Below are 19,300 nucleotides of genomic sequence, written 5' to 3'. Positions count from 1 at the left end.
CCCCCTGTTTCCGGCGGATCGGGAAAAACAATTGCATGACGGGAAACCGATCGACATAATCGGCCGTACTGAACCAGCGAAAACATCATGCGCATCGAAGGCACGCTCAAACAATGGAATGACGACCGCGGATTCGGCTTCATCGCGCCGAACAACGGCGGTCCGGAAATATTCGTTCACGTCTCCGCCTTCCCGCGCGACGGCATCCGTCCGCGCATCGGCGAACGCCTGAGCTTCGAAATCGAAACCAGCGCCGACGGCAAGAAGCAGGCGAAACGGCTGCTTTGTCACGATCGGACAACGGTCGGAAAAGCAGCGCAAGGCGCGCAGCCACCCCGGCGCGCTGAAGAACGGCGCGGAACAGGCTGGCTCGGACGGCTGTTACCGGCGTTGCTGATTGCCGGTCTCGGCTACTACAGCTACACCGCGTTCATCCAGCGCGACCGTATCCTCGCACCGCCGGCGCCCCAGATAGCAACGCCCGGACCAGCCTCGCCAAGCTTTCGATGCGACGGGCGCCAGCACTGTTCCCAGATGACGTCGTGCGCCGAAGCGAAATATTTTCTGCGTCACTGCCCGGACGTAAAAATGGACGGGGATGGCGATGGCTGGCCTTGCGAAGCCGGCCCCTGCTAACCCTCAGCCGTCACAGCAGACGTCTCGAGCGGGAAGCACAGCCTTCATCCTGCCGTAACACGCCATTGGCAAGCTGATCTGGCAACGACACCTTTCCCGCGAGGTTGTAATGACAGAGATGCTGTTTTGCTATTGCTGCCGTGTGCATCACCCCAAGGAAGAGATGCGACTGTTCCGGACCCGCCAAGGCTATCGCTGGCGCTGCTTGCGCAGCATTGAAGCCGCCAGCCGCAATCATGGCGAACGCGACGCCTTCGGCCAGCAACAGACAGCGCTCAACCGCGAAATCTCCCGGCGCGCCGCGGAACATAACTGGCGACTACGCCAGATCGCCGAAACCTGACCCAATTTCCGGCAGCACGCCGTCGCCCGCGACGCCCAAACAAACCGATTGACATATTCCATTCAGCTACTAAGCTTGATGACAATCGCCTGCGGAGGCGCTACGCAAATACTCACGGGAGAAAGCCGATGCTGTTCATCACCAGCCGCATGCCGACGGTTAACACGGAACCCGCGCTGAACAAGGATTTCGTGTTCGACCTGCAGAACAATTCGTCGAGCCGCAGCTTCTTCTGCTGCACCCGACACAAGAAGGGGAAATACGAGGAAATCGGCAGCATGAACCTGCTGAAGTCGTTGAAAGCGGCGAAAGTCCGGCAGGTGCTGGTATACATCCACGGTTTCTCCAATCTGCCGGAAGATGTTTTCGCAGCGACCGAGGAATTGCAGAAGCTGTGCGACAAGAAGAAGTCTGGTGAAGTCCTGGTGCTGCCGCTGGTCTGGCCATGCGACGCCGACCTCGGCATCATCAAGGACTACTGGGACGACCAGAAGGCTGCCGACCAGAGTGCCTTCACCTTCGCCCGGGTGATGCAGCGCTTCATGGAATGGCGCAACTCGGTCGAATACAACCCGGAAGACGATCCCTGCCTGAAGCGGATCAACCTGCTGGCGCATTCGATGGGCAACCGGGTACTGCGCCAGACGCTCTCCAACTGGAAACACTACGACCAGCCGCAGGGTTTACCGCTGCTCTTCCGCAACACCTTCATGGTCGCCGCCGACATTCTCAACGAATCGCTGCACAAGGGTGAGGCAGGCGAACTGATCAGCCATGCCTCGCGCAACGTCATCGTTTATTACGCCTCCGACGACCTGGCGCTGCGCGCCAGCAAGGTCTCCAACCTGAAGAACGGCGAGGCTTCACGCCGACTTGGCCACTCCGGACCGGAAAACATGGAGCTGACGCCGAAGAACGTCTACGCCGTCGATTGCGATGACGTCAATACACTTTACGATCCGCCCAAAGGGCATTCCTACTTCCGTTCCGGCCTCAAGAAGGGCCAACCCGGCATTGTCTTCGAGCACATTTTCGAGACCCTGGTGAGCGGTCGCGTCTTCCCGAACGAGGAATACCGAAAATCGAGCATCCTCAGTCTGAACAAGGCCTGAACCCCCGCCGGCACACCGCGGTGCCGGCCTTTGCCGGATTCCCGACGCTGATCGCGGGGTCCGGCATTTTTTCAACCACCGGCCAGATAGGCGGCGATTTGCTCGACCGGCATCGGCCGGGCAAAGTAATAACCCTGGAATTCCTGACAACCGAGCGCATTGAGCACGGCAAGCTGAGTCTGCTGTTCAACCCCTTCGGCGACTACCCGCAGGTTCAGGCTGTGCGCCAGTGAAACGATGGCGCGGGTAATCGCCAGTCCGCCATTGCCCTGATCGCATTCGAGCACGAAGGAGCGGTCGACCTTGAGAATGTCGATCGGGAAACGCTTGAGGTAGGCGAGCGAGGAATAACCCGTGCCGAAGTCGTCGACCGCGATGTAGACGCCCATCGCTTTCAGTTCATTGAGCACGGCCAGCGTGCGCTGGACGTCGCCCATCAGCACGCCCTCGGTGATCTCGAGTTCGAGGTTTTCCGGCGGCAGGCCGGCTTCGGCGAGAACAGCGCGGACCAGCGCGGCCAGATCCTTTTCGCGAAACAGGCTGGGCGAAATATTGACCGCCACGCGCAGATGCCCGTGGCCGGCAGCCCGCCACCTGGCCGCTTCCCGGCAGGCGGTGCGCAGCACGAAAACCGTCAGTTGTCCGATCAGCCCATTCTCTTCGGCCAGCGGAATGAAGCGCACCGGCGACACGCTGCCGAATTCGGCGCTCTCCCAGCGGACCAGGGCCTCGAAACCGAAGGGACGGCCTCGCGCATCGACCTTAGGTTGATAGACGACGTGCAACTCTTCCTGCTCGACTGCCCGACGCAGCGCCGAGTCGAGCGCCAGGCGATCACGCGCCTCGGCATTCAGCGATTCGGTGTAGAACTGGAACTGCCCTTTGCCCAGTTTCTTGGCATGGTGCATGGCCGCGTCCGCATGGCGGAGCAGGACGCCGAGCTCGGCGCCGTCATCGGGAAAGACGCTGACGCCGATGCTGCAATCGACGCGGACTTCCTGGCCATCGAGCATGACCGGTTCGCCAATCGCGTTGCGAACCCGGCGCAGGATGTGCAAGGTGTCGCTGAGGCCGCCATCGTCGCCGAGGATGAGCACGAATTCGTCGCCACCGTAACGGGCGACGGTGTCGGTATCGCGCAGGCAGGACCTGAGTCGGCGGGCCACTTCGACCAGCAGTTTGTCGCCGGCGCCGTGCCCCAGGCTGTCGTTGATCAGTTTGAAGTTGTCGAGATCGACGAAGGCCAGCGAGCCCTTGGTCCCCCGACGCTGGGCCAGGTTGAGCAATTGCTGCAGTCGGTCCTGGAGCAGATTGCGGTTGGGCAGCCCGGTCAGCGGATCGTGCGTCGCCTGGTATTCGAGTTGTTGGCGGTAATTGTGCTGGGCGGTCACATCTTCGACCGTCCCTTCGTAATACAGCGCCTCGCCTTCCGGGCTGTACACCACGTGGGCATGTTCGGAAATCCAGATGCGGCTGCCGTCGCGGCGATAGACCTCGGATTCGAAATCGGTCACCCGCCCGTGCTCGCGGATCAGGGTCTTGAATTCCTCACGACGCCCGGCCTCGACGTAGAGTCGGCCGGCGATGTCGGACAGGCCGGCGATCAGTGCGTCCGGCGTCTCGTAACCGTAGAGTCCGGCCAAGGCCCGGTTGGCGGCGAGGTAATGACCGTCGATCGAGGTCTGGAACATGCCGACCACCGAATCCTCGAAAATGCTGCGGTAGCGCAGCTCGGCATCGGCCAGTTGACGCTGGCTCTCGACCTGTTCGGTGACATCCTCGATGAAGCCTTCGAGTACCCGCTGCCCTTTCTCGTCGAGCACCACGGCACCGCGTTCAAGCACCCATTTGACCGCACCGCGCCGATGCACGATCCGGTACTGGACACGGTAACGGCCGCTGCCGGCCATCGCCGTCGAAATCGCCCGGCGGACCACGGCCCGGTCTTCCGGATAGGTGATCACCTCCAGCGACGTGACCTTGTTGTATTCGAGTTCGTCCGGGCAGTATCCGGTCAGCTCGCGACTGCCATCGCTGACGAAATGCATCGTCCACTGCTCGTCAATGGCACAGCGAAAGACCATCCCATCCAGGTTGTGCACAAGCACCTGCAGCACGCGATCAGTGTCGATGCCATTCCAGGCAGATTCACGACGCTTGCGCAGGACAGGAAGAAAACCGTTGGGTGGTGCAATATCGTTCACGATGCAGATACATTGAGTCAGTACGATGAATCATAAGCAAAAATCTTGCCTGCTCAAATTCAAGCACTTTTCGCAGTATTTCCGGGAAAAACATAATAATTCGCCAGCTTCCGAACAGTGACGCACCAGCACGGTGCAAATGATTCAGGAAAGCGCATAACTGCCCCCCGGGCGCCCGACCGATGCACCAATTCCGGCATCGGACAACACCCGGCCGTTGTCGGCAATCCACGCGAATACCGCATCGACTGCGCGCGTTGCGTCGTCGAAGTATTCCTGGGCGCCAACCGCCACCCCACCGGCCCCGAGCACCCGCTGACGCAGCAAGCGCACCATGTGCTGGACGGCATGCTCGGCCTGGCGGTTCATCGCCCCGCCCTCGCCGGCCTGCTTGAGGATGGATTCGGCCCGGGCAATCAGGAACAGCAGCCGCACCCGGGCAACCGCCGAGCAGTGGCCACGCGTGGTCACGCTGAGGCCGACGGCGCGCGCCTGGCCCAGGCATTCGGTCAGCGCCGGCAGGCGGATCGCGTAATTGCGTACCAGGTTGCGTTCACCGCGTCCGGCAACCAGCGGCTCAAGGCGGGCTTCGCCAAGGGCGGCCAGCCAGCGCAGCAACTGTTCGATCAACTGGCTGTGCTCGACGATGCTCTGCTCGACCGACAACTGCCCCAGGCGTTCGCGCAAACCGCCCCAGCGATGCCGGAACAGGCTGAGCTCGTTGGCCGTCAGACAGGAATGGGGTTTGCCGGACTCGCTGTCGGCCAGCGGCCGCAGTGCCAGGAACAGGCCCTCGATTTCCCGGGACTTGTTCTCCAGCTTGCTGCCGAATCCCTTGTCACCGGCCAACCAGGCCGAGCTCATGCCGCGGTGCTGCTGGAAATGCGCCGTCAGTGCCAGCAAGGTCCGGCAGGCGTCGAGGTTGAGTTCGAGCGACTGGCCGGCGTCGCGCCGGCTGTGCCGGTGATGTTGCACCAGCGTCAGCAGCGCGATCAGCACGGCTGCGCCCAGGAGCGAATAAATGACCCAATCCATGGTTGCCTCACTCGTATTGATATTGGTTCAGGGCGCCGTTCAACTGCCCGGCCAGCTCGCTCAGGTAACGCGACAGCTCGCTGTTCTCGCTGACCAGATGCTCGTTGGCATCGGCCAGTTGCGCCACCTGCTCGATGTCGCGGGCGATGTTCTGCCCGGCCTCGCTCTGTTCGCGGCTGGCGGCCGCGATGTCGCGGATCAGTTCCAGCGTGCGCTGGGCGTTTTCCTCGACCCGGCGCAATTCGCCAACCGCCTCGCCGGCATCGGTCAGGCTGTTCGTCGCCTCGTCGCGGGTCTGCGCCATGGCGGCGATCATCCCGTCAACTTCGTGCCGGACGCCCTCGATACGCTCGCCGATCTCGCGGGTGGCAACGCTGGTCCGTTCAGCCAGCTTGCGCACCTCGTCGGCGACAACCGCAAAACCGCGCCCCTGCTCGCCGGCGCGCGCCGCCTCGATGGCGGCATTGAGCGCCAGCAGATTGGTCTGGGTGGCAATATCGGAAATCAGTCCAACGATGGTATCGATTTCGCGCGAGCGCTCGCCGAGTCGTGCCGCGCCGGCCGCCGTGCGCTCCACCGTCGCGGCCAGGCCGGACAGGCTGTCGGACAGGCTGCCGACCCGACTGGCGCCGGCCAGCGCCATCTGCCGCGATGCTTCGGCGACGCCGGCGGCGCCCTGCGCACTGTCGCTGGTGACGCCGAGACTGACGGTCAATTGCTCCAGCGTGGCCGACGAGGAAAAAGTGATGTCGCGCTGCCGGCGCACACCGGCATCGCCGCCGCTGGCGTTCTGCTTGCTCTCGCTGGCGACGCTGGAAATCTCCTGCGCCATCCGGGCGAAAACCAGGAACAGCCCGGCCAGCGAGCGGGCCATGCCGTTCAGGCGCTCGGCCAGCGGCGCCAGAACGCCGCAATCGCGGCCGTCAAGACGGGCCACCAGCTTGCCGCCGGCCAACTCCAGCGCGAAGCGGTCGATCTGCACCAGCCCCTGCTCCAGGCCACGGACCAGACGCAGCGACAACCAGGCCGACAGCAGCAACACGCCACCACCCAGCCAGCCGAGGTAAGCCGGCCAGCCACCGGCAAATCCCAGCGCGATGGCGGCGCCGGCGGTGACCGCCAGCAACCAGCAGGCAAGCTGGGGACTACGTAAATTGACCAGCAAAGGTCGTGAAACAGGCACATCGCTCTCTGTCATGGGGCCCTCGTCATTGATTGACTGTTGTGCAGTGCAATATGCAAGAGCCTTGCCAACCGGAATCCAAAAATCATCACTATTGGAATCAACGAGATAAATAAAAACACCATTCGCTGATACAGCAAAAATCCCAAAATCGGGGCATCGCAGATGCGCATCGCCGCAAAGCACGCACCGGCATGGTGCCCTCCCCGACAATGCACAATCCGGTCGGCATCGCCGTGCCCGGCAGCTATAATTGCGTCTTTTCAAAGCATTGGAATTTGTCTCATGGAAGCAGAACGGCTGAACAGCATCTCCAACAAGCTCGACGACCTGGCGCAGCGCGCCGACGAGCTACGGAGGTATCTTTGACTACGATCACAAACGTGAGCGTCTGACCCTCCTCAACCAGGAGATGGAAGACCCGAAGATCTGGGACGACCCCAAGCGTGCCCAGGAACTCGGTCGTGAGAAGAAGGCCCTGGAAGACATCGTTCTCGTCCTCGAAGACGTTGATGGCGCGATCAACGACGGCCGTGAACTCTTTGCCATGGGCAAGGAAGAAGGCGACGACGACACGCTGCTCTCAGTCGAAGCCGACAATGCCGGGATCGAGGAAAAGGTCGGCAAGCTCGAATTCCGCCGGATGTTCAACAACCCGTCCGACCCGATGCCCTGCTTCCTGGAAATCCAGGCCGGTGCCGGCGGTACCGAAGCCCAGGACTGGGCGTCGATGCTGCTGCGCATGTACCTGAAGTTCGGTGAAAAGAAGGGCTTTTCCGTCGAGGTCATGGAAGAGTCGGAAGGCGACGTCGCCGGCATCAAGAGCGCCACCGTCAAGTTCACCGGCGACCACGCCTACGGCACGCTGCGCACCGAAACCGGCATCCACCGCCTGGTCCGCAAGTCGCCGTTCGACTCCAACGCCCGCCGCCACACCAGCTTCACCTCGGTGTTCGTGTTCCCGGAAGTCGATGACTCGATCGAAATCGAGATCAACCCGGCCGACGTGCGTACCGACACCTACCGCGCTTCCGGCGCCGGCGGTCAGCACATCAACAAGACCGACTCCGCCGTGCGTCTGACCCACGTCCCGACCGGCATCGTCGTGCAGTGCCAGAACGACCGTTCGCAGCACCGCAACCGCGACGAAGCCTGGCAGATGCTGCGCGCCCGCCTCTACGAGTTCGAACTGCGCAAGCAGCAGGCCGAGCAGCAGAAGCTGGAGGATGCCAAGTCCGACATCGGCTGGGGCCACCAGATCCGTTCCTACGTGCTCGACCAGAGCCGGATCAAGGATCTGCGCACCAACTTCGAGACCGGCAACACCCAGGCCGTGCTCGACGGCGACCTCGACGACTTCATCGAGGCCAGCCTGAAACAGGGCGTGTGACGCCCAACCTGTTCGCCGGATTGCCGTCGGCCGCGCTGGCCGACGAGCAATTCGCGAGCATTCTGCAGCGCCCGGGACTGCGCATCGAGCGCATCGTTTCCACCGGGCAGGCCAGCCCGCCGGATTTCTGGTACGACCAGGACGAAGGCGAATGGGTGGTGCTGCTGCAGGGCGAAGCGAAACTGCGCTTCGCCGACGAAGCCGACGCCCGCCAGCTGCGCGCCGGCGATTTCATCGACATTGCCCCGCACCGCCAGCACCGCGTCGACTGGACGGCGCCCGATCAGGTCACCGTCTGGCTGGCCGTCTTCTACGCTGCCTGATCAGGCAAAGACGATGTGGCCGACGGTGCGCAGCGCGATGCCGATGCAGGCACCGAGCGCCGCCGGTTTCCATACCTTGGCGACACGCGGCCCGGCCGCGATCAGCACGGCAACGCCGGGCAGGTCGAAGGGCGAGATCAGGAAACCGGCGCTGCTGTTGAGCAGTTCGACGCTGACCTGACCGGCGCGGCGCATTTCGTCCATCACCCCCATCATCGCCGTGCCGCCGGCCAGGTACTTGGTCAGCGCCGGCAGCACCAGCGCCCGGTCGATCGCCAGCGCATCAAGCAGCGGCGCCAGCAAGGTCGTCAGCAGGTCGATCGCGCCCAAAGTGCGCAAAGCGGTGACCACCACCAGCGACAGCACCAGCATCGGGATCGCCCCGACCGCCAGCTTGAAGGCCTCGGCGCCGGCGCGGTTGATCACGTCGAGCACGCCCTTGGCGCTCTCGGCCACCGGATGCGAAAGGTGTTCGTCGACCACGCCCTCGGCCGCCGACAGCGAACGTCCGAACAGGTAATAGGTCGCCGCCGCCGCGGTCAGGCCGCCGAGCAGCGACCACAGCAGGGTCAGGCCGATGTCGAGGCCCATGGTCATCATCGGCAGCGCCGCGTTGGCCTGCGACATCGCGAAGACCATCGCCAGCGTTGCCGCGATGTGGCGGTCCGACGCCCCGCGCTGATCCATCATGGTCAGCGTCGCCATCGGCGCGGCAAAGCTGACGAAGTTGATCTGCAAGGCCGCGAACACGCCCAGCCCGGTCAGGCCGAAGGGCTTCAGCACCGGCGCCAGTTTGGCCACCACCCAGTCGAGCGCGCCGCGCGCTTCGAGCAGGCGCATCAGCGACAGCATCACCACCATCACCGGCAGCAGGATGAACAGCGAAAGCTCGACCGCCGAACGGCCGGCCTTGAGGAGTATTTCAATCAGGATTTCCATGGGGCCGGATTATGGCATCGGCGGGAAGAATTGCCCCCTTTCCCTTGTTCCGCCCCCCCGAATCGGCGAAAATCTCCCCTTTCCGCGCCAGTCAGCGCCAAACCCCGATTTACCCAAGGATTCCCCGATGTCCAACGCCGAACAGCAACAAGACGAGAACCACATCATCGCCGAGCGCCGCGCCAAGCTGGCCGAGCTGCGCCAAGGCGGGGTCGCCTTCCCGAACGACTTCCAGCGCGAGAACACCGCGCAGAAGCTGCACGACGGCTACGGAGAGAAATCGGCGGAAGAACTCGAAGGCCTGCCGGTCGAGGTCAAGGTCGCCGGCCGCATGATGTTGAAGCGGGTCATGGGCAAGGCCTCGTTCGCCACGCTGCAGGACGTCTCCGGCCGCATCCAGGTCTATGTCGCCCGCGACAAGGTCGGCGAGGACGTCTACGCCGCGTTCAAGGGCTGGGACCTCGGCGACATCCTTGGTGTCGTCGGCACGCTGATGAAGACCAAGACCGGCGAACTGACCATCCAGGCCAGCCAGATCCGCCTGCTGACCAAGTCGCTGCGCCCGCTGCCGGACAAGTTCCACGGCCTGGCCGACCAGGAAATGAAGTACCGCCAGCGCTACGTCGACCTGATCATGAACGAGGAAACGCGCTTCACCTTCCGCGCCCGTTCGGCCATCGTCCAGTCGATCCGCAACTACATGTGCGGCCACGGCTTCATGGAAGTCGAAACGCCGATGATGCACCCGATCCCCGGCGGCGCTGCGGCCAAGCCCTTCATCACCCACCACAACGCGCTCGACATGCAGCAGTTCCTGCGCATCGCGCCGGAACTGTACCTGAAGCGGCTGGTCGTCGGCGGCTTCGAGAAGGTGTTTGAAGTTAACCGCAACTTCCGCAACGAAGGCCTCTCGCCCCGCCACAACCCCGAATTCACGATGATGGAGTTCTACGAGGCGTACGCGAACTACCACACGCTGATGGACTTCACCGAAGGCCTGATCCGCCACGCCGCACGCGAAGCGCTGGGCAAGGAAGTGTTCCAGTACCAGGGCCGTGAGCTGGACCTGTCCAAGCCCTTCCACCGCCTGACCATCACCCAGGCGATTCAGCGTGAGCAGCCGTCGTTTACCGACGCGCAACTGGCCGACGCCGAGTTCCTCAAGGCCAAGATCGTCGCCTTCGGCGAGAAGGTCAAGCCGGGTGGCCTCGGCAGCCTGCAACTGCAGCTGTTCGAAGCCTGCGCCGAAGCCCAGTGCTGGGAACCGACCTTCATCATCGACTACCCGGTCGAAGTCAGCCCGCTGGCCCGTGCCTCCGACAGCAACCCGGAGATCACCGAACGCTTCGAGCTGTTCATCGTCGGCCGCGAAATTGCCAACGGCTTCTCGGAGTTGAACGACGCCGAAGACCAGGCTGCCCGCTTCCAGGAGCAGATGAAGGCCAAGGATGCCGGTGACGAAGAGGCAATGTATTACGACGCCGACTACATCCGCGCGCTGGAATACGGTCTGCCCCCGACCGGCGGTTGTGGCATCGGGATTGATCGCTTGATCATGCTGTTGACCGACTCCCCCGCCATCCGTGACGTCATACTCTTCCCCTCGATGCGCCCGGAATAATGCAAATCCGTCAGCTCCAGGTGGCTTGTGACGCGGTTCAGGATCGGCTGACCCTGCGCGTTGCGACACAGGCCAACGAGGAGTTCCGGGTATGGATCACCCGGCGTTACCTGCGCGAATTGTGGCCGCATCTGGTGACCATGCTCGCCGGGCATCTGGCGGCGCGGCCGCAGGCAGTGGCCGAAAAACCGGCGGCGTCCGCCGCGCCGCAGTCGAGCTTTGACCAGCCGTTCAAGGAAGACAATCCCAGCTTTCCGCTCGGCTCGACGCCGCTGCTGGCCAGCGAAGCGACGCTGACCGCCGCCGGCGATGGTGTCGCCCGACTGATCTTCCGCGAAGGCCGCGAGCGCAGCTTCACGCTGAATCTCAACGGCGAACTGATGCAGGCGCTGTGCGCCATGCTGCGCAAATCGGCCGAGCAGTCCGGCTGGGCGCTGGCGCTCGATTACGCGCCGAGCGCCGCGGCCGAATCACCGACCCTGCCGGCCGAAGACCAGAAACCCGGCCTGCTCCACTAGTGGAACCGCTGCGCCCCGCCCGGCTCGAATTCGCCGACGACGGAACACCGTACTCGAGCGCCTACGGCGACGTCTATCACTCGGCCCACGGCGGCCCGGCGCAGGCCCGCCACGTTTTCCTCGGCGGCAACGAACTGCCGCAGCGCTGGCAGGGGCGCGACCGCTTCGTCATCCTCGAAACCGGCTTCGGCCTCGGCCTGAACTTCCTCGCCGCCTGGCAGGCCTGGCGTGTCGACCCGCAACGCTGCCGGCGACTGCATTTCGTCTCCTTCGAAAAGCACCCCTTTTCCGCCGCCGACCTCGCCATCGCCCAGCGCGCCTGGCCGGAGTTCGCCGAACTGGCGGCGCAACTGCAGGCCCGCTGGCCGCTGCTGACGCCGGGCGTGCATCGTCTTTTCCTCGACGACCGGCAGGTCATCCTGACGCTGTTCTTCGGCGACGCGACGACGCAGTTGCGCCAGCTCGACGCCTCGGTCGACGCCTTTTTCCTCGACGGCTTCTCGCCGGCCAGGAACCCCGAGCTATGGACGCCGGAACTGTGCCGCGCGCTGTCGCGCCTCGCAGCACCGGGCGCCACGCTGGCCACCTGGTCGGTTGCCGGCCACGTCCGGGCAGCACTGGAAGCAGCCGAGTTCGACCTGGAAAAACGCCCCGGTTTCGCCGGCAAGCGACAGATGCTGCACGGCCGCTTCCGTTCGCGCCGGCCCGATCGCCACACACCGCCGGCCGACCGCCGCGCCGTCGTCATCGGTGCCGGCATCGCCGGCTGCACGGCGGCCAGCGCCCTGGCCGGCGCCGGCTGGCAGATCGACATCATCGAGCGTGCGCCGACACCGGCCACCGGCGCCTCGTGCAACGTCGCCGGCGTGCTGCGCCCCTTGCCCAGCGCCGACGACAACCGTCTGTCGCGCCTGACCCGCGCCGGCTACCTGGCCACCCGCGCCCTGTTGCAATCGCTGCCCGATGCCCGCTGGTCACCCTGCGGTGTCCTCCACCTCGGCCGCGAGCCGCTGCACGAGGCGACCCAGCAGCGTGTCGTCGACCGCCTGCAACTGCCCGCCGAACTGCTGCAGTTCGTCGACCGCGAGCGCGCCGGCGAAATGCTCGGCCTGCCGGTCGAGGCTGGCGGCTGGTGGTTCCCGCAGGGTGGCTGGGTCAATCCGGCCTCGGTCTGCCGCGCCGCGCTGGCGGCTTTTCCCGGGCGCATCCGCGAACACTACGGGGTCACGGTCGACCGCCTGGAAAGTACCCAAACCGGCTGGCGCCTGCTCGCCGCCGACGGCAGCGAGATCGCCAGCGCGCCGGTGGTGGTCATGGCCGCCGGCGTCGGCGCCCCGGCATTCGTCGAATTCGCCTGGCTGCCGCAGAAAAGCGCGCGCGGCCAGGTCACCCACCTGCCGCCCGACCCCGCGCGCACGCTGGCGCACGTTGTCTGTCGCCACGGCTATGCGATGCCCGAGGTCGACGGCATCCGCCTGACCGGCGCCACGCTGCAGCCGAACGATCCCGATCCTTCCGTACGCGCCGACGATCACGCCGAGAACCTGGCCCGGCTGCGCCTGAGCCTGCCCGGCTACCTCGGCCCAGAAGACCCGGCGCCGCTGGCCGGCCGTACCGGCTTCCGGCCGATGTCGCCGGACCGCCTGCCGATCGTCGGCGCCTTCCCCGACCCGGCCACGATCCAGGGCCAGCCGCGCCTGCCGGCGCTGCCGCGCCACCCCGGTCTGTGGTGCGTGCAGGGCTTCGGCGCGCGCGGCATCGTCTGGTCGGCGTTGATGGCCGACCTGCTGGTGAGCCGCCTGGAAGGCGACCCGCTGCCACTGGAAATCGACCTCGTCGATGCCGTCGATCCCGGCCGCTTCCTGCTCAAATCGCGCGCCCGGCCGCAAGACGACGATGCCTTCGACGACCGCACGTGAATAAGCTTAGCTGCAGAAGTGATTGGCAGAATCCGCCGGTCATGGTTAATCTGCGCAGGCTCCTGTAGACTTTTTCCTTTGACCACAAAAGCAAGAGAGACACACGCATGAAGATCGAAACCCTCGCCGTACACGGCGGCTACAGCCCGGACCCGACGACCAAGGCCGTCGCCGTCCCCATCTACCAGACCACCTCCTACGCCTTCGACAGCACCCAGCACGGCGCCGACCTGTTCGACCTCAAGGTCGCCGGCAACATCTACACGCGGATCATGAACCCGACCCAGGACGTGCTGGAAAAGCGCGTCGCCGCGATGGAAGGCGGCGTTGCCGCGCTGGCCATGGCCTCCGGCATGGCGGCGATCACCGCGTCGATCCAGACGATTGCCGAAGCCGGCGACAACATCGTCACCTCGTCCACGCTGTACGGCGGCACCTACAACCTGTTTGCCCATACCCTGCCGCAGTACGGCATCGAAGTGCGCTTCGCCGACTACCGCGACCCGGACGCCTTCGAAAAGCTGATCGACGCCAGGACCAAGGCCGTCTTCTGTGAATCGGTCGGCAACCCGCTGGGCAATGTCACCGATTTCGAAAAACTCGCCGAAGTCGCCCACAAGCATGGTGTCCCGGTCATCGTCGACAACACCGTGCCGTCGCCCTACCTGTGCCGCCCGTTCGAGCACGGCGCCGACATCGTCGTGCACGCCCTGACCAAGTACCTCGGCGGCCACGGCAATTCCATCGGCGGCATCATCGTCGATAGCGGCAAGTTCCCGTGGGCCGAGCACAAGGCGAAGTTCAAGCGCCTCAACGAGCCGGACGTCTCCTACCACGGCGTCGTCTATACCGAAGCGCTCGGTGCTGCCGCCTACATCGGCCGCGCCCGCGTCGTGCCGCTACGCAACATGGGCGCCGCGATCAGCCCGTTCAACGCCTTCCTGATCCTGCAGGGCATCGAGACGCTGGCGCTGCGCATGGACCGCATCTGCGACAACTCGCTGAAGATCGCCCAGTTCCTGCAGAAGCATCCGAAGGTGAGCTGGGTCAACTACGCCGGCCTGCCCGATCACAAGGACCACGCGCTGGTGCAGAAGTACATGGGCGGCCGCGCATCCGGCATCCTCAACTTCGGTGTCAAGGGTGGGCGCGAAGGCGGCGGCAAGTTCCAGGATGCACTGCAACTGGTCACCCGCCTGGTTAACATCGGCGACTGCAAGACGCTCGCCTGCCACCCGGCGTCGACCACGCACCGCCAACTGTCGCCGGAAGAACTGGCCAAGGCCGGCGTCTCCGAAGACATGATCCGCCTGTCGGTCGGCATCGAGCACGTCGACGACCTGATCGCCGATCTCGATCAGGCACTCAACGCCGCCTGATCGACGAACTCAGTCAGAAAAAACCCGGCCACAACAGGCCGGGTTTTTTCATGGCTTCGGATTTTCCGCTAGGCCACGACGGCGCGCACCAGCATCGAAAACAGATCCTGCGAATACTGGTGCTTCTTTTCCTTGGGCGGGAAATTCGCGTCATAGGCTTCCGCATCGGCAGCAGCGAATTCATACACGGTACTGGTCTGCAGTTTCCACTGCGGACTGGCGGCAAAGAAGCCCGGACGCAACTCCAGTACCAGCAAGGCCAGGGGGTAGCTACCGTCGATGGCGCTGACACCGAAATCCTTGCCGGTCTTGAAACCGTGTTTGCAGTAATTGTGCGGGTCACCGAGGATGATGATCGCCGGATAGCCCCGCGCCGCCGCCAATGCCCGGGTATGAGCGATCAGCGCCGTACCGACGCCCCGCCGCTGCCAGGCCGGATGCACGCACAAGGGCCCGAAAGTGGCCGTTTCCACGCGCTCGCCCAGGGCGTTGATCACCCATGAGCGGGCGTACATGATGCTGCCGACGATCTGTCCATCGACCTCGGCGACAAAAGTCAGGTCGGGCAGAAAATCTTCGTGCGTCCGCAAGCGATGCGCGGTGTAGTGCTCGTCGCAGCCCGGCCGGTAGAGATTCCAGAAGGCCTCGCGATTGAGCAGCGCGACCGCCTGATGGTCGGCTTCCGTTTCAGGACGGATTTCGATCTTGATCGTAGTTTTCATGTTTCAGTCCAGTGGATTACTGATTGTCGAGTTGCGGACGAACGGCGCGCAAACCGCTTGCGTTGATCCGGTAGGGGAGTCCGTCCTTTGAGCTGATCAGGCGCTTGCCTCGCAGCTTTTTAAAGACGGAAAGCGTACAGTCCGCCAGCACAAAGCCTTCGCGGGTGTAACAGTCGATGGAAGTGATGTGGCCCTGTTCATCGCGCCTATGGACGATACGGCCACCTTTGGCGAGGACGTGCAAAGTCCTCTGCTCGGGTCTTGAAAGGTTCATTTTTGAGAGTCTGTAGCAATCAAATGCAGGACAGCGGCCACCCTGATCAGGGTGATCGCGACGGTTCTTGCATGGCGATAACAGACAGTCCGGACTTCGGGACTGTGTTATCGGATTGCTACACTCTCCAACATACTGAGCCTATCAAAAGGTATGGAGGTCAGCGCCGTGGTTCCACTGGGCTGCCAAGGCCTGCATTATAGCCCTGAAAAAAGCCATGCTGCAGCACCAGGCTCAGTCGATTTCCTCGACCATCAGCCAGATCGAACGCGCATCGCGCATCTGCCCGGTGCCGACGCTGTACGAACCGCCCTGGCGCGTGTTCGCCTGCTGGCCGGTGCCGCCAAGTTCCATCCATTCGCCGAGCCGGCCGCTGACCGTGGTTGCCAGTCGTTGTCCGGCAATCACGCCCCGCCCTTCCAGTTGTTCGGCCTGCTGCGAGATTTCCAGCGTTACCCGATCGCCGCTGACCCGCGGGCTGGCGTGGAAGCCGCTGCCGATGTCGCGATAGACGACGCTGTCGTTGACGATGGCACCGCCCGGACCGACGGCAACCTGGCGCATCGGCACCGGCAGCGAGCGACCGACCTGGATGAAGGCACGGCCGCCTTCCACGGTCTGCACCCGCTGGGCGGCATTTTCGCCGCGCTGGCTGCGGGTATCCCAGACGCGCGCATCGACGCTGGCCTGCGGCTTGCCGCCGAAGATGACCTGACCGACGGCTTCCGCGCCACGGTTGGCGGACTGTTGCTGGCGATCGTGGGCCACGTGGATGATCAAACGCCGGGCCGGCTTGTCGATCGCCGCCAGCGCCCGCTTGATGTCCTCGCGGTTGCGCGGCGAGGTGCGCAGAAACAGCTGGTTGTTCATGCCGGTCAGCGTGCCGCCCGGCTCGACCAGCGGCAGCAGTGCCGGCAGCACTTCATCGACCGTCCGGCTCTTGAGTTCGATGACCTCCAGCGACTGCGCCTGGACGATGCCGATCCAGCACAGCAGAAACAGGCCGAACAGGGTATGCAGACGCTGGCGCATGGTCTTCTCCTCAGGGTGCGACGATATGCGGCTGGGCCAGATATTCACGCGAGTTCATCTCGGTCAGACGGCTTACTGTACGCTTGAATTCGCTGGCCTGGGTACCCTCGGTGTACAGCGCGTCGGCAGCACAGTCGGCGGTGGCGATCAGCTTGACCTTGTTGTCGTAGAAGACATCGACCAGCCAGGTGAAGCGACGCGCCTCCGAGGCCTGGTGCACGGTCATTTTCGGTATCTTCGAGAGCAGCACGGTATGGTAACTGCGTGAGATTTCGAGATAGTCGTTCTGCGAGCGCGGACCACCGCAGAGGGTGCGGAAGTCGAACCAGATCACGCCATGCCCCCGCCGCACCGTCGGGATATCGCGATCCAGCACCTCGATATGTCCGCCGCGCTTGCCCTCCTCGCCGGCCACCATGTGGAAGTATTCGAGCATCTTGGCTTCGGCGGCATCGTCGGCAGGATGGTGATAGATCTCGACCTGCTCAAGCGCGCGCAAGCGGTAATCGATGCCGGCTTCGACTTCGTAAACGTCGAGATTGCGGTTCAGCAAGGCGATGGCCGGCAGGAAGCTCTCGCGATGCAGGCCGTTCGGGTAGAGCCGGTCCGGCGGGTAGTTCGAAGTCATCACCAGGATCACGCCATTGGCAAAAAGCCCTTCGAGCAGGCGGCCGAGGATCATTGCATCGGCGATGTCGGAGACGTGGAATTCGTCGAAACAGAGCAGGCGCACGTCCTTGGCGATGGACTCGGCCAGCTTCAGCATGGGATCGGGCTCGCCCTTGAATTTCTCCAGGTCGCGGTGAATCTGCTGCATGAAGGAATGGAAATGCAGGCGCTTCTTGCGCCGGTACGGGACCGAGTCGTAGAAGCAATCCATCAGGAAGCTCTTGCCGCGCCCGACGCCACCCCAGAAATACACGCCCTTGGGCGGCTTGGGCGGGCTGAGCAGGCGCTTGAGGGTGCTGCCGCGCTGCACCTTGAATTGCAGCAACTGGGTGTAGAGGTTCTGCAGGGCATTCGCCGCCGCCATCTGCGCCGCGTCGGCAACATAGCCGCGTTCGGCAAGCAGCGCATTGTAGGCATCGAGCATCCCGGTCGGGGAGACATTGAGTTTTTTATGAGGCATCGAGGCGTCGTTATTCTGGATTGGGGGAAGAGTCGCTATTTTCGCAAATAAAAAAGGCGGTTGCGTCACCGCAACCGCCTTTTGTGCCGGAAAAACCGGGCTTAGAAGTGCAGCGAGCGCTTGTCGCAGGCCAGGGCAGCTTCGTGCACGATTTCCGACAGCGTCGGGTGGGCGTGGCAGATGCGGCCGAGGTCTTCGGAAGCACCAGCAAACTCCATCGTGACGACAGCTTCGGCGATCAGCTCGGAGGCGCTGTTGCCGATGATGTGCACACCGAGGATGCGGTCGGTCTTGGCGCAGGCCAGGACCTTGACGAAGCCGCTGGCGTCGCCGTTGCCGAGTGCCCGGCCGCTGGCCATGAACGGCACCTTGCCCGGCTTGTAGGCAATGCCTTCGGCCTTGAGCTGCTGTTCGGTCTTGCCGACCCAGGCGATTTCCGGATGGGTGTAGACCACGCCCGGGATCGTCTCGAAGTTGCAGTGACCGGCCTGACCGGCGATCAGTTCGGCAACCATGACGCCCTCTTCCGAGGCCTTGTGCGCCAGCATCGGACCGCGAACGACGTCGCCGACCGCCCAGACGTTGGGCAGGTTGGTCTGGCAGTGACCGTTGACTTCAACCTGGCCGCGCTCGTTCAGCTTCAGGCCAACGGCGTCGCCGTTGAGGCCGTCGGTGTTCGGTATGCGACCGACCGAAACAATCAGCTTGTCGCATTCGAGCTTCTTGGCACCGTCCTTGTCTTCGTACTCGACGGTGACACCCTTCTTGGCGACCGAGACCTTGCCCAGCTTGATGCCGGTGGTGATCTTCAGGCCCTGCTTGGTGAACAGCTTGAGCGCTTCCTTGGCGATGTCCTGGTCGGCGAACGGCAGGAAGTCCGGAGCGGCTTCGAGCACGGTGACGTCGGTACCGAGACGACGCCAGACCGAGCCCATTTCCAGGCCGATGACGCCGGCGCCGATGACGCCCAGACGCTTCGGCGCGGCGTCGAAATCGAGCGCGCCGACGTTGTCGCAGATCACCTTGTTATCGACCGGGATGCCGTCGAGGTGGCGCGGCTTGGAGCCGGTAGCGATGATCACGTGCTTGGCCAGGACTTCTTCCTCGCCAACCTTGACCTTGTACAGTTCGCCTTCCTTGCCGGCGAAGCTGGCGTGACCGTTGAGGCCGGTGACCTTGTTCTTCTTGAACAGGCCACGGATGCCGCCGGTCAGCTGGGTGACGATGGTGTTCTTGCGGCCGATCATGGTGCCGACGTCAATGCTGACGCCCTTGGCCGAGATGCCGTGCATGGCGAAGGAATGATTGGCTTCTTCGTAGAGTTCCGAAGAGCGCAGCAGGGCCTTGGACGGGATGCAGCCCACGTTCAGACAGGTACCGCCAAGACGCGGTTCGCCCTTGGGATCGGCATAGGCGTTGGATTCGGCACAGGCGGTGTTGAAGCCGAGCTGAGCAGCGCGGATGGCGGCAACATAGCCGCCGGGGCCACCACCGATGACGAGCACGTCGAATTGCTTGGACATGTGTAAACCTTTCAGATT

Annotated in this window: 18 protein-coding genes; 9 read left to right on the top strand and 9 right to left on the bottom strand. The window is 63.8% G+C overall.

What is annotated here, in order from left to right; all coding sequences use genetic code 11:
- Positions 1-87: 87 nt before the first annotated feature.
- The 3 genes from G471_RS0108755 to G471_RS0108745 all read left to right on the top strand — a co-directional run bounded on the left by G471_RS0108755 (position 88) and on the right by G471_RS0108745 (position 2,091).
- The gene (locus tag G471_RS0108755; protein WP_028995026.1) at positions 88-636 is read left to right on the top strand and encodes a cold shock domain-containing protein; all 549 of its coding nucleotides are present in this window, start codon (positions 88-90) and stop codon (positions 634-636) included.
- A 109-nt stretch (positions 637-745) separates the two neighbouring features.
- The gene (locus tag G471_RS0108750) at positions 746-979 is read left to right on the top strand and encodes a hypothetical protein (RefSeq protein WP_028995025.1); all 234 of its coding nucleotides are present in this window, start codon (positions 746-748) and stop codon (positions 977-979) included.
- A 128-nt stretch (positions 980-1,107) separates the two neighbouring features.
- On the top strand, positions 1,108-2,091 hold the full coding sequence (locus G471_RS0108745; protein WP_028995024.1) for an alpha/beta hydrolase: 984 nt from the start codon (positions 1,108-1,110) through the stop codon (positions 2,089-2,091).
- A 71-nt stretch (positions 2,092-2,162) separates the two neighbouring features.
- On the opposite strand, the gene G471_RS0108740 is transcribed toward G471_RS0108745, so the two are convergent.
- From G471_RS0108740 to G471_RS17145, 3 genes are all read right to left on the bottom strand, one after another.
- Complete coding sequence (locus G471_RS0108740) at positions 2,163-4,295, bottom strand: sensor domain-containing protein (RefSeq protein ID WP_245580535.1); 2,133 nt, start codon at positions 4,293-4,295, stop codon at positions 2,163-2,165.
- Positions 4,296-4,439: 144 nt separating this feature from the next.
- Positions 4,440-5,330 carry a nitrate- and nitrite sensing domain-containing protein gene (locus G471_RS17150; protein WP_051295383.1) on the bottom strand — a complete coding sequence of 297 codons (891 nt, stop codon included), beginning with the start codon at positions 5,328-5,330 and terminating at the stop codon, positions 4,440-4,442.
- A 7-nt stretch (positions 5,331-5,337) separates the two neighbouring features.
- On the bottom strand, positions 5,338-6,528 hold the full coding sequence (locus G471_RS17145; RefSeq protein ID WP_081700175.1) for a methyl-accepting chemotaxis protein: 1,191 nt from the start codon (positions 6,526-6,528) through the stop codon (positions 5,338-5,340).
- Between the two features lie 270 nt (positions 6,529-6,798).
- Here G471_RS17145 and prfB point away from each other — a divergent pair.
- Together prfB and G471_RS0108715 are read left to right on the top strand one after the other, a co-directional pair.
- Positions 6,799-7,903, top strand: a protein-coding gene (prfB, locus tag G471_RS0108720; RefSeq protein WP_157272470.1) for a peptide chain release factor 2 whose coding sequence is annotated in 2 segments (ribosomal slippage) — positions 6,799-6,879 and positions 6,881-7,903 — 1,104 coding nt in all. Because the reading frame shifts where the segments join, the coding sequence is not laid out codon by codon here.
- Positions 7,900-8,226, top strand: a complete 327-nt coding sequence (locus tag G471_RS0108715; RefSeq protein WP_028995021.1) for a cupin domain-containing protein — start codon at positions 7,900-7,902, stop codon at positions 8,224-8,226. Before prfB ends, G471_RS0108715 begins: the two co-directional genes overlap by 4 nt.
- Here the strand turns inward: G471_RS0108715 and G471_RS0108710 are convergent, their stop codons facing one another.
- Positions 8,227-9,165 (bottom strand): nucleoside recognition domain-containing protein, encoded by a 939-nt coding sequence (locus tag G471_RS0108710; RefSeq protein ID WP_028995020.1) that lies wholly within the window; start codon positions 9,163-9,165, stop codon positions 8,227-8,229.
- Between the two features lie 127 nt (positions 9,166-9,292).
- On the opposite strand from G471_RS0108710, the gene lysS reads away from it, so the two are divergent.
- From lysS to G471_RS0108690, 4 genes are all read left to right on the top strand, one after another.
- Positions 9,293-10,786: a lysine--tRNA ligase gene (lysS, locus tag G471_RS0108705; protein ID WP_028995019.1), complete on the top strand. Its 1,494-nt coding sequence runs from the start codon at positions 9,293-9,295 to the stop codon at positions 10,784-10,786.
- Complete coding sequence (locus G471_RS0108700) at positions 10,786-11,304, top strand: hypothetical protein (protein WP_028995018.1); 519 nt, start codon at positions 10,786-10,788, stop codon at positions 11,302-11,304. The genes lysS and G471_RS0108700 overlap by 1 nt, the downstream gene beginning before the upstream one ends.
- Positions 11,304-13,223, top strand: coding sequence for a bifunctional tRNA (5-methylaminomethyl-2-thiouridine)(34)-methyltransferase MnmC2/FAD-dependent 5-carboxymethylaminomethyl-2-thiouridine(34) oxidoreductase MnmC1 (mnmC, locus tag G471_RS0108695; protein ID WP_028995017.1), 1,920 nt, complete (start codon positions 11,304-11,306; stop codon positions 13,221-13,223). The genes G471_RS0108700 and mnmC overlap by 1 nt, the downstream gene beginning before the upstream one ends.
- Before the next feature lie 107 nt (positions 13,224-13,330).
- Positions 13,331-14,602 carry a bifunctional O-acetylhomoserine aminocarboxypropyltransferase/cysteine synthase gene (locus G471_RS0108690; protein ID WP_028995016.1) on the top strand — a complete coding sequence of 424 codons (1,272 nt, stop codon included), beginning with the start codon at positions 13,331-13,333 and terminating at the stop codon, positions 14,600-14,602.
- A 68-nt stretch (positions 14,603-14,670) separates the two neighbouring features.
- Here G471_RS0108690 and G471_RS0108685 read toward each other — a convergent pair whose 3' ends face one another.
- The 5 genes from G471_RS0108685 to lpdA form a co-directional block, all read right to left on the bottom strand.
- Positions 14,671-15,324 (bottom strand): GNAT family N-acetyltransferase, encoded by a 654-nt coding sequence (locus tag G471_RS0108685; RefSeq protein ID WP_043421253.1) that lies wholly within the window; start codon positions 15,322-15,324, stop codon positions 14,671-14,673.
- Between the two features lie 16 nt (positions 15,325-15,340).
- A complete protein-coding gene (locus G471_RS0108680; RefSeq protein WP_028995014.1) occupies positions 15,341-15,598 on the bottom strand; it encodes a YjhX family toxin in 258 nt (85 codons plus the stop codon).
- 234 nt (positions 15,599-15,832) lie between these two features.
- Positions 15,833-16,630: a hypothetical protein gene (locus G471_RS17135; protein ID WP_051295381.1), complete on the bottom strand. Its 798-nt coding sequence runs from the start codon at positions 16,628-16,630 to the stop codon at positions 15,833-15,835.
- A 10-nt stretch (positions 16,631-16,640) separates the two neighbouring features.
- Positions 16,641-17,759: a cell division protein ZapE gene (gene zapE / locus G471_RS0108670; protein WP_028995013.1), complete on the bottom strand. Its 1,119-nt coding sequence runs from the start codon at positions 17,757-17,759 to the stop codon at positions 16,641-16,643.
- A 101-nt stretch (positions 17,760-17,860) separates the two neighbouring features.
- A complete protein-coding gene (gene lpdA, locus G471_RS0108665) occupies positions 17,861-19,282 on the bottom strand; it encodes a dihydrolipoyl dehydrogenase (protein WP_028995012.1) in 1,422 nt (473 codons plus the stop codon).
- Between the last annotated feature and the right edge of the window lie 18 nt (positions 19,283-19,300).

This window comes from Azonexus hydrophilus DSM 23864 (assembly GCF_000429605.1).
In the GTDB taxonomy this organism is placed as follows: domain Bacteria; phylum Pseudomonadota; class Gammaproteobacteria; order Burkholderiales; family Rhodocyclaceae; genus Azonexus; species Azonexus hydrophilus.
Note: the sequence above shows the minus strand (reverse complement) of the source record. Positions and strands in the feature narration are given on the sequence as shown.

What these genes read in the sequence shown, in the direction of transcription:
- G471_RS0108755 (WP_028995026.1), top strand. Translation starts at nt 88, where the DNA reads ATGCGCATCGAAGGCACGCTCAAACAATGGAATGACGACCGCGGATTC.
- G471_RS0108710 (WP_028995020.1), bottom strand. Translation starts at nt 9,165, where the DNA reads ATGGAAATCCTGATTGAAATACTCCTCAAGGCCGGCCGTTCGGCGGTC.
- G471_RS0108680 (WP_028995014.1), bottom strand. Translation starts at nt 15,598, where the DNA reads ATGAACCTTTCAAGACCCGAGCAGAGGACTTTGCACGTCCTCGCCAAA.
- G471_RS0108700 (WP_028995018.1), top strand. Translation starts at nt 10,786, where the DNA reads ATGCAAATCCGTCAGCTCCAGGTGGCTTGTGACGCGGTTCAGGATCGG.
- G471_RS17135 (WP_051295381.1), bottom strand. Translation starts at nt 16,630, where the DNA reads ATGCGCCAGCGTCTGCATACCCTGTTCGGCCTGTTTCTGCTGTGCTGG.
- G471_RS0108685 (WP_043421253.1), bottom strand. Translation starts at nt 15,324, where the DNA reads ATGAAAACTACGATCAAGATCGAAATCCGTCCTGAAACGGAAGCCGAC.
- G471_RS17150 (WP_051295383.1), bottom strand. Translation starts at nt 5,330, where the DNA reads ATGGATTGGGTCATTTATTCGCTCCTGGGCGCAGCCGTGCTGATCGCG.
- G471_RS0108690 (WP_028995016.1), top strand. Translation starts at nt 13,331, where the DNA reads ATGAAGATCGAAACCCTCGCCGTACACGGCGGCTACAGCCCGGACCCG.
- G471_RS0108750 (WP_028995025.1), top strand. Translation starts at nt 746, where the DNA reads ATGACAGAGATGCTGTTTTGCTATTGCTGCCGTGTGCATCACCCCAAG.
- G471_RS0108745 (WP_028995024.1), top strand. Translation starts at nt 1,108, where the DNA reads ATGCTGTTCATCACCAGCCGCATGCCGACGGTTAACACGGAACCCGCG.
- lpdA (WP_028995012.1), bottom strand. Translation starts at nt 19,282, where the DNA reads ATGTCCAAGCAATTCGACGTGCTCGTCATCGGTGGTGGCCCCGGCGGC.
- lysS (WP_028995019.1), top strand. Translation starts at nt 9,293, where the DNA reads ATGTCCAACGCCGAACAGCAACAAGACGAGAACCACATCATCGCCGAG.
- G471_RS17145 (WP_081700175.1), bottom strand. Translation starts at nt 6,528, where the DNA reads ATGACAGAGAGCGATGTGCCTGTTTCACGACCTTTGCTGGTCAATTTA.
- zapE (WP_028995013.1), bottom strand. Translation starts at nt 17,759, where the DNA reads ATGCCTCATAAAAAACTCAATGTCTCCCCGACCGGGATGCTCGATGCC.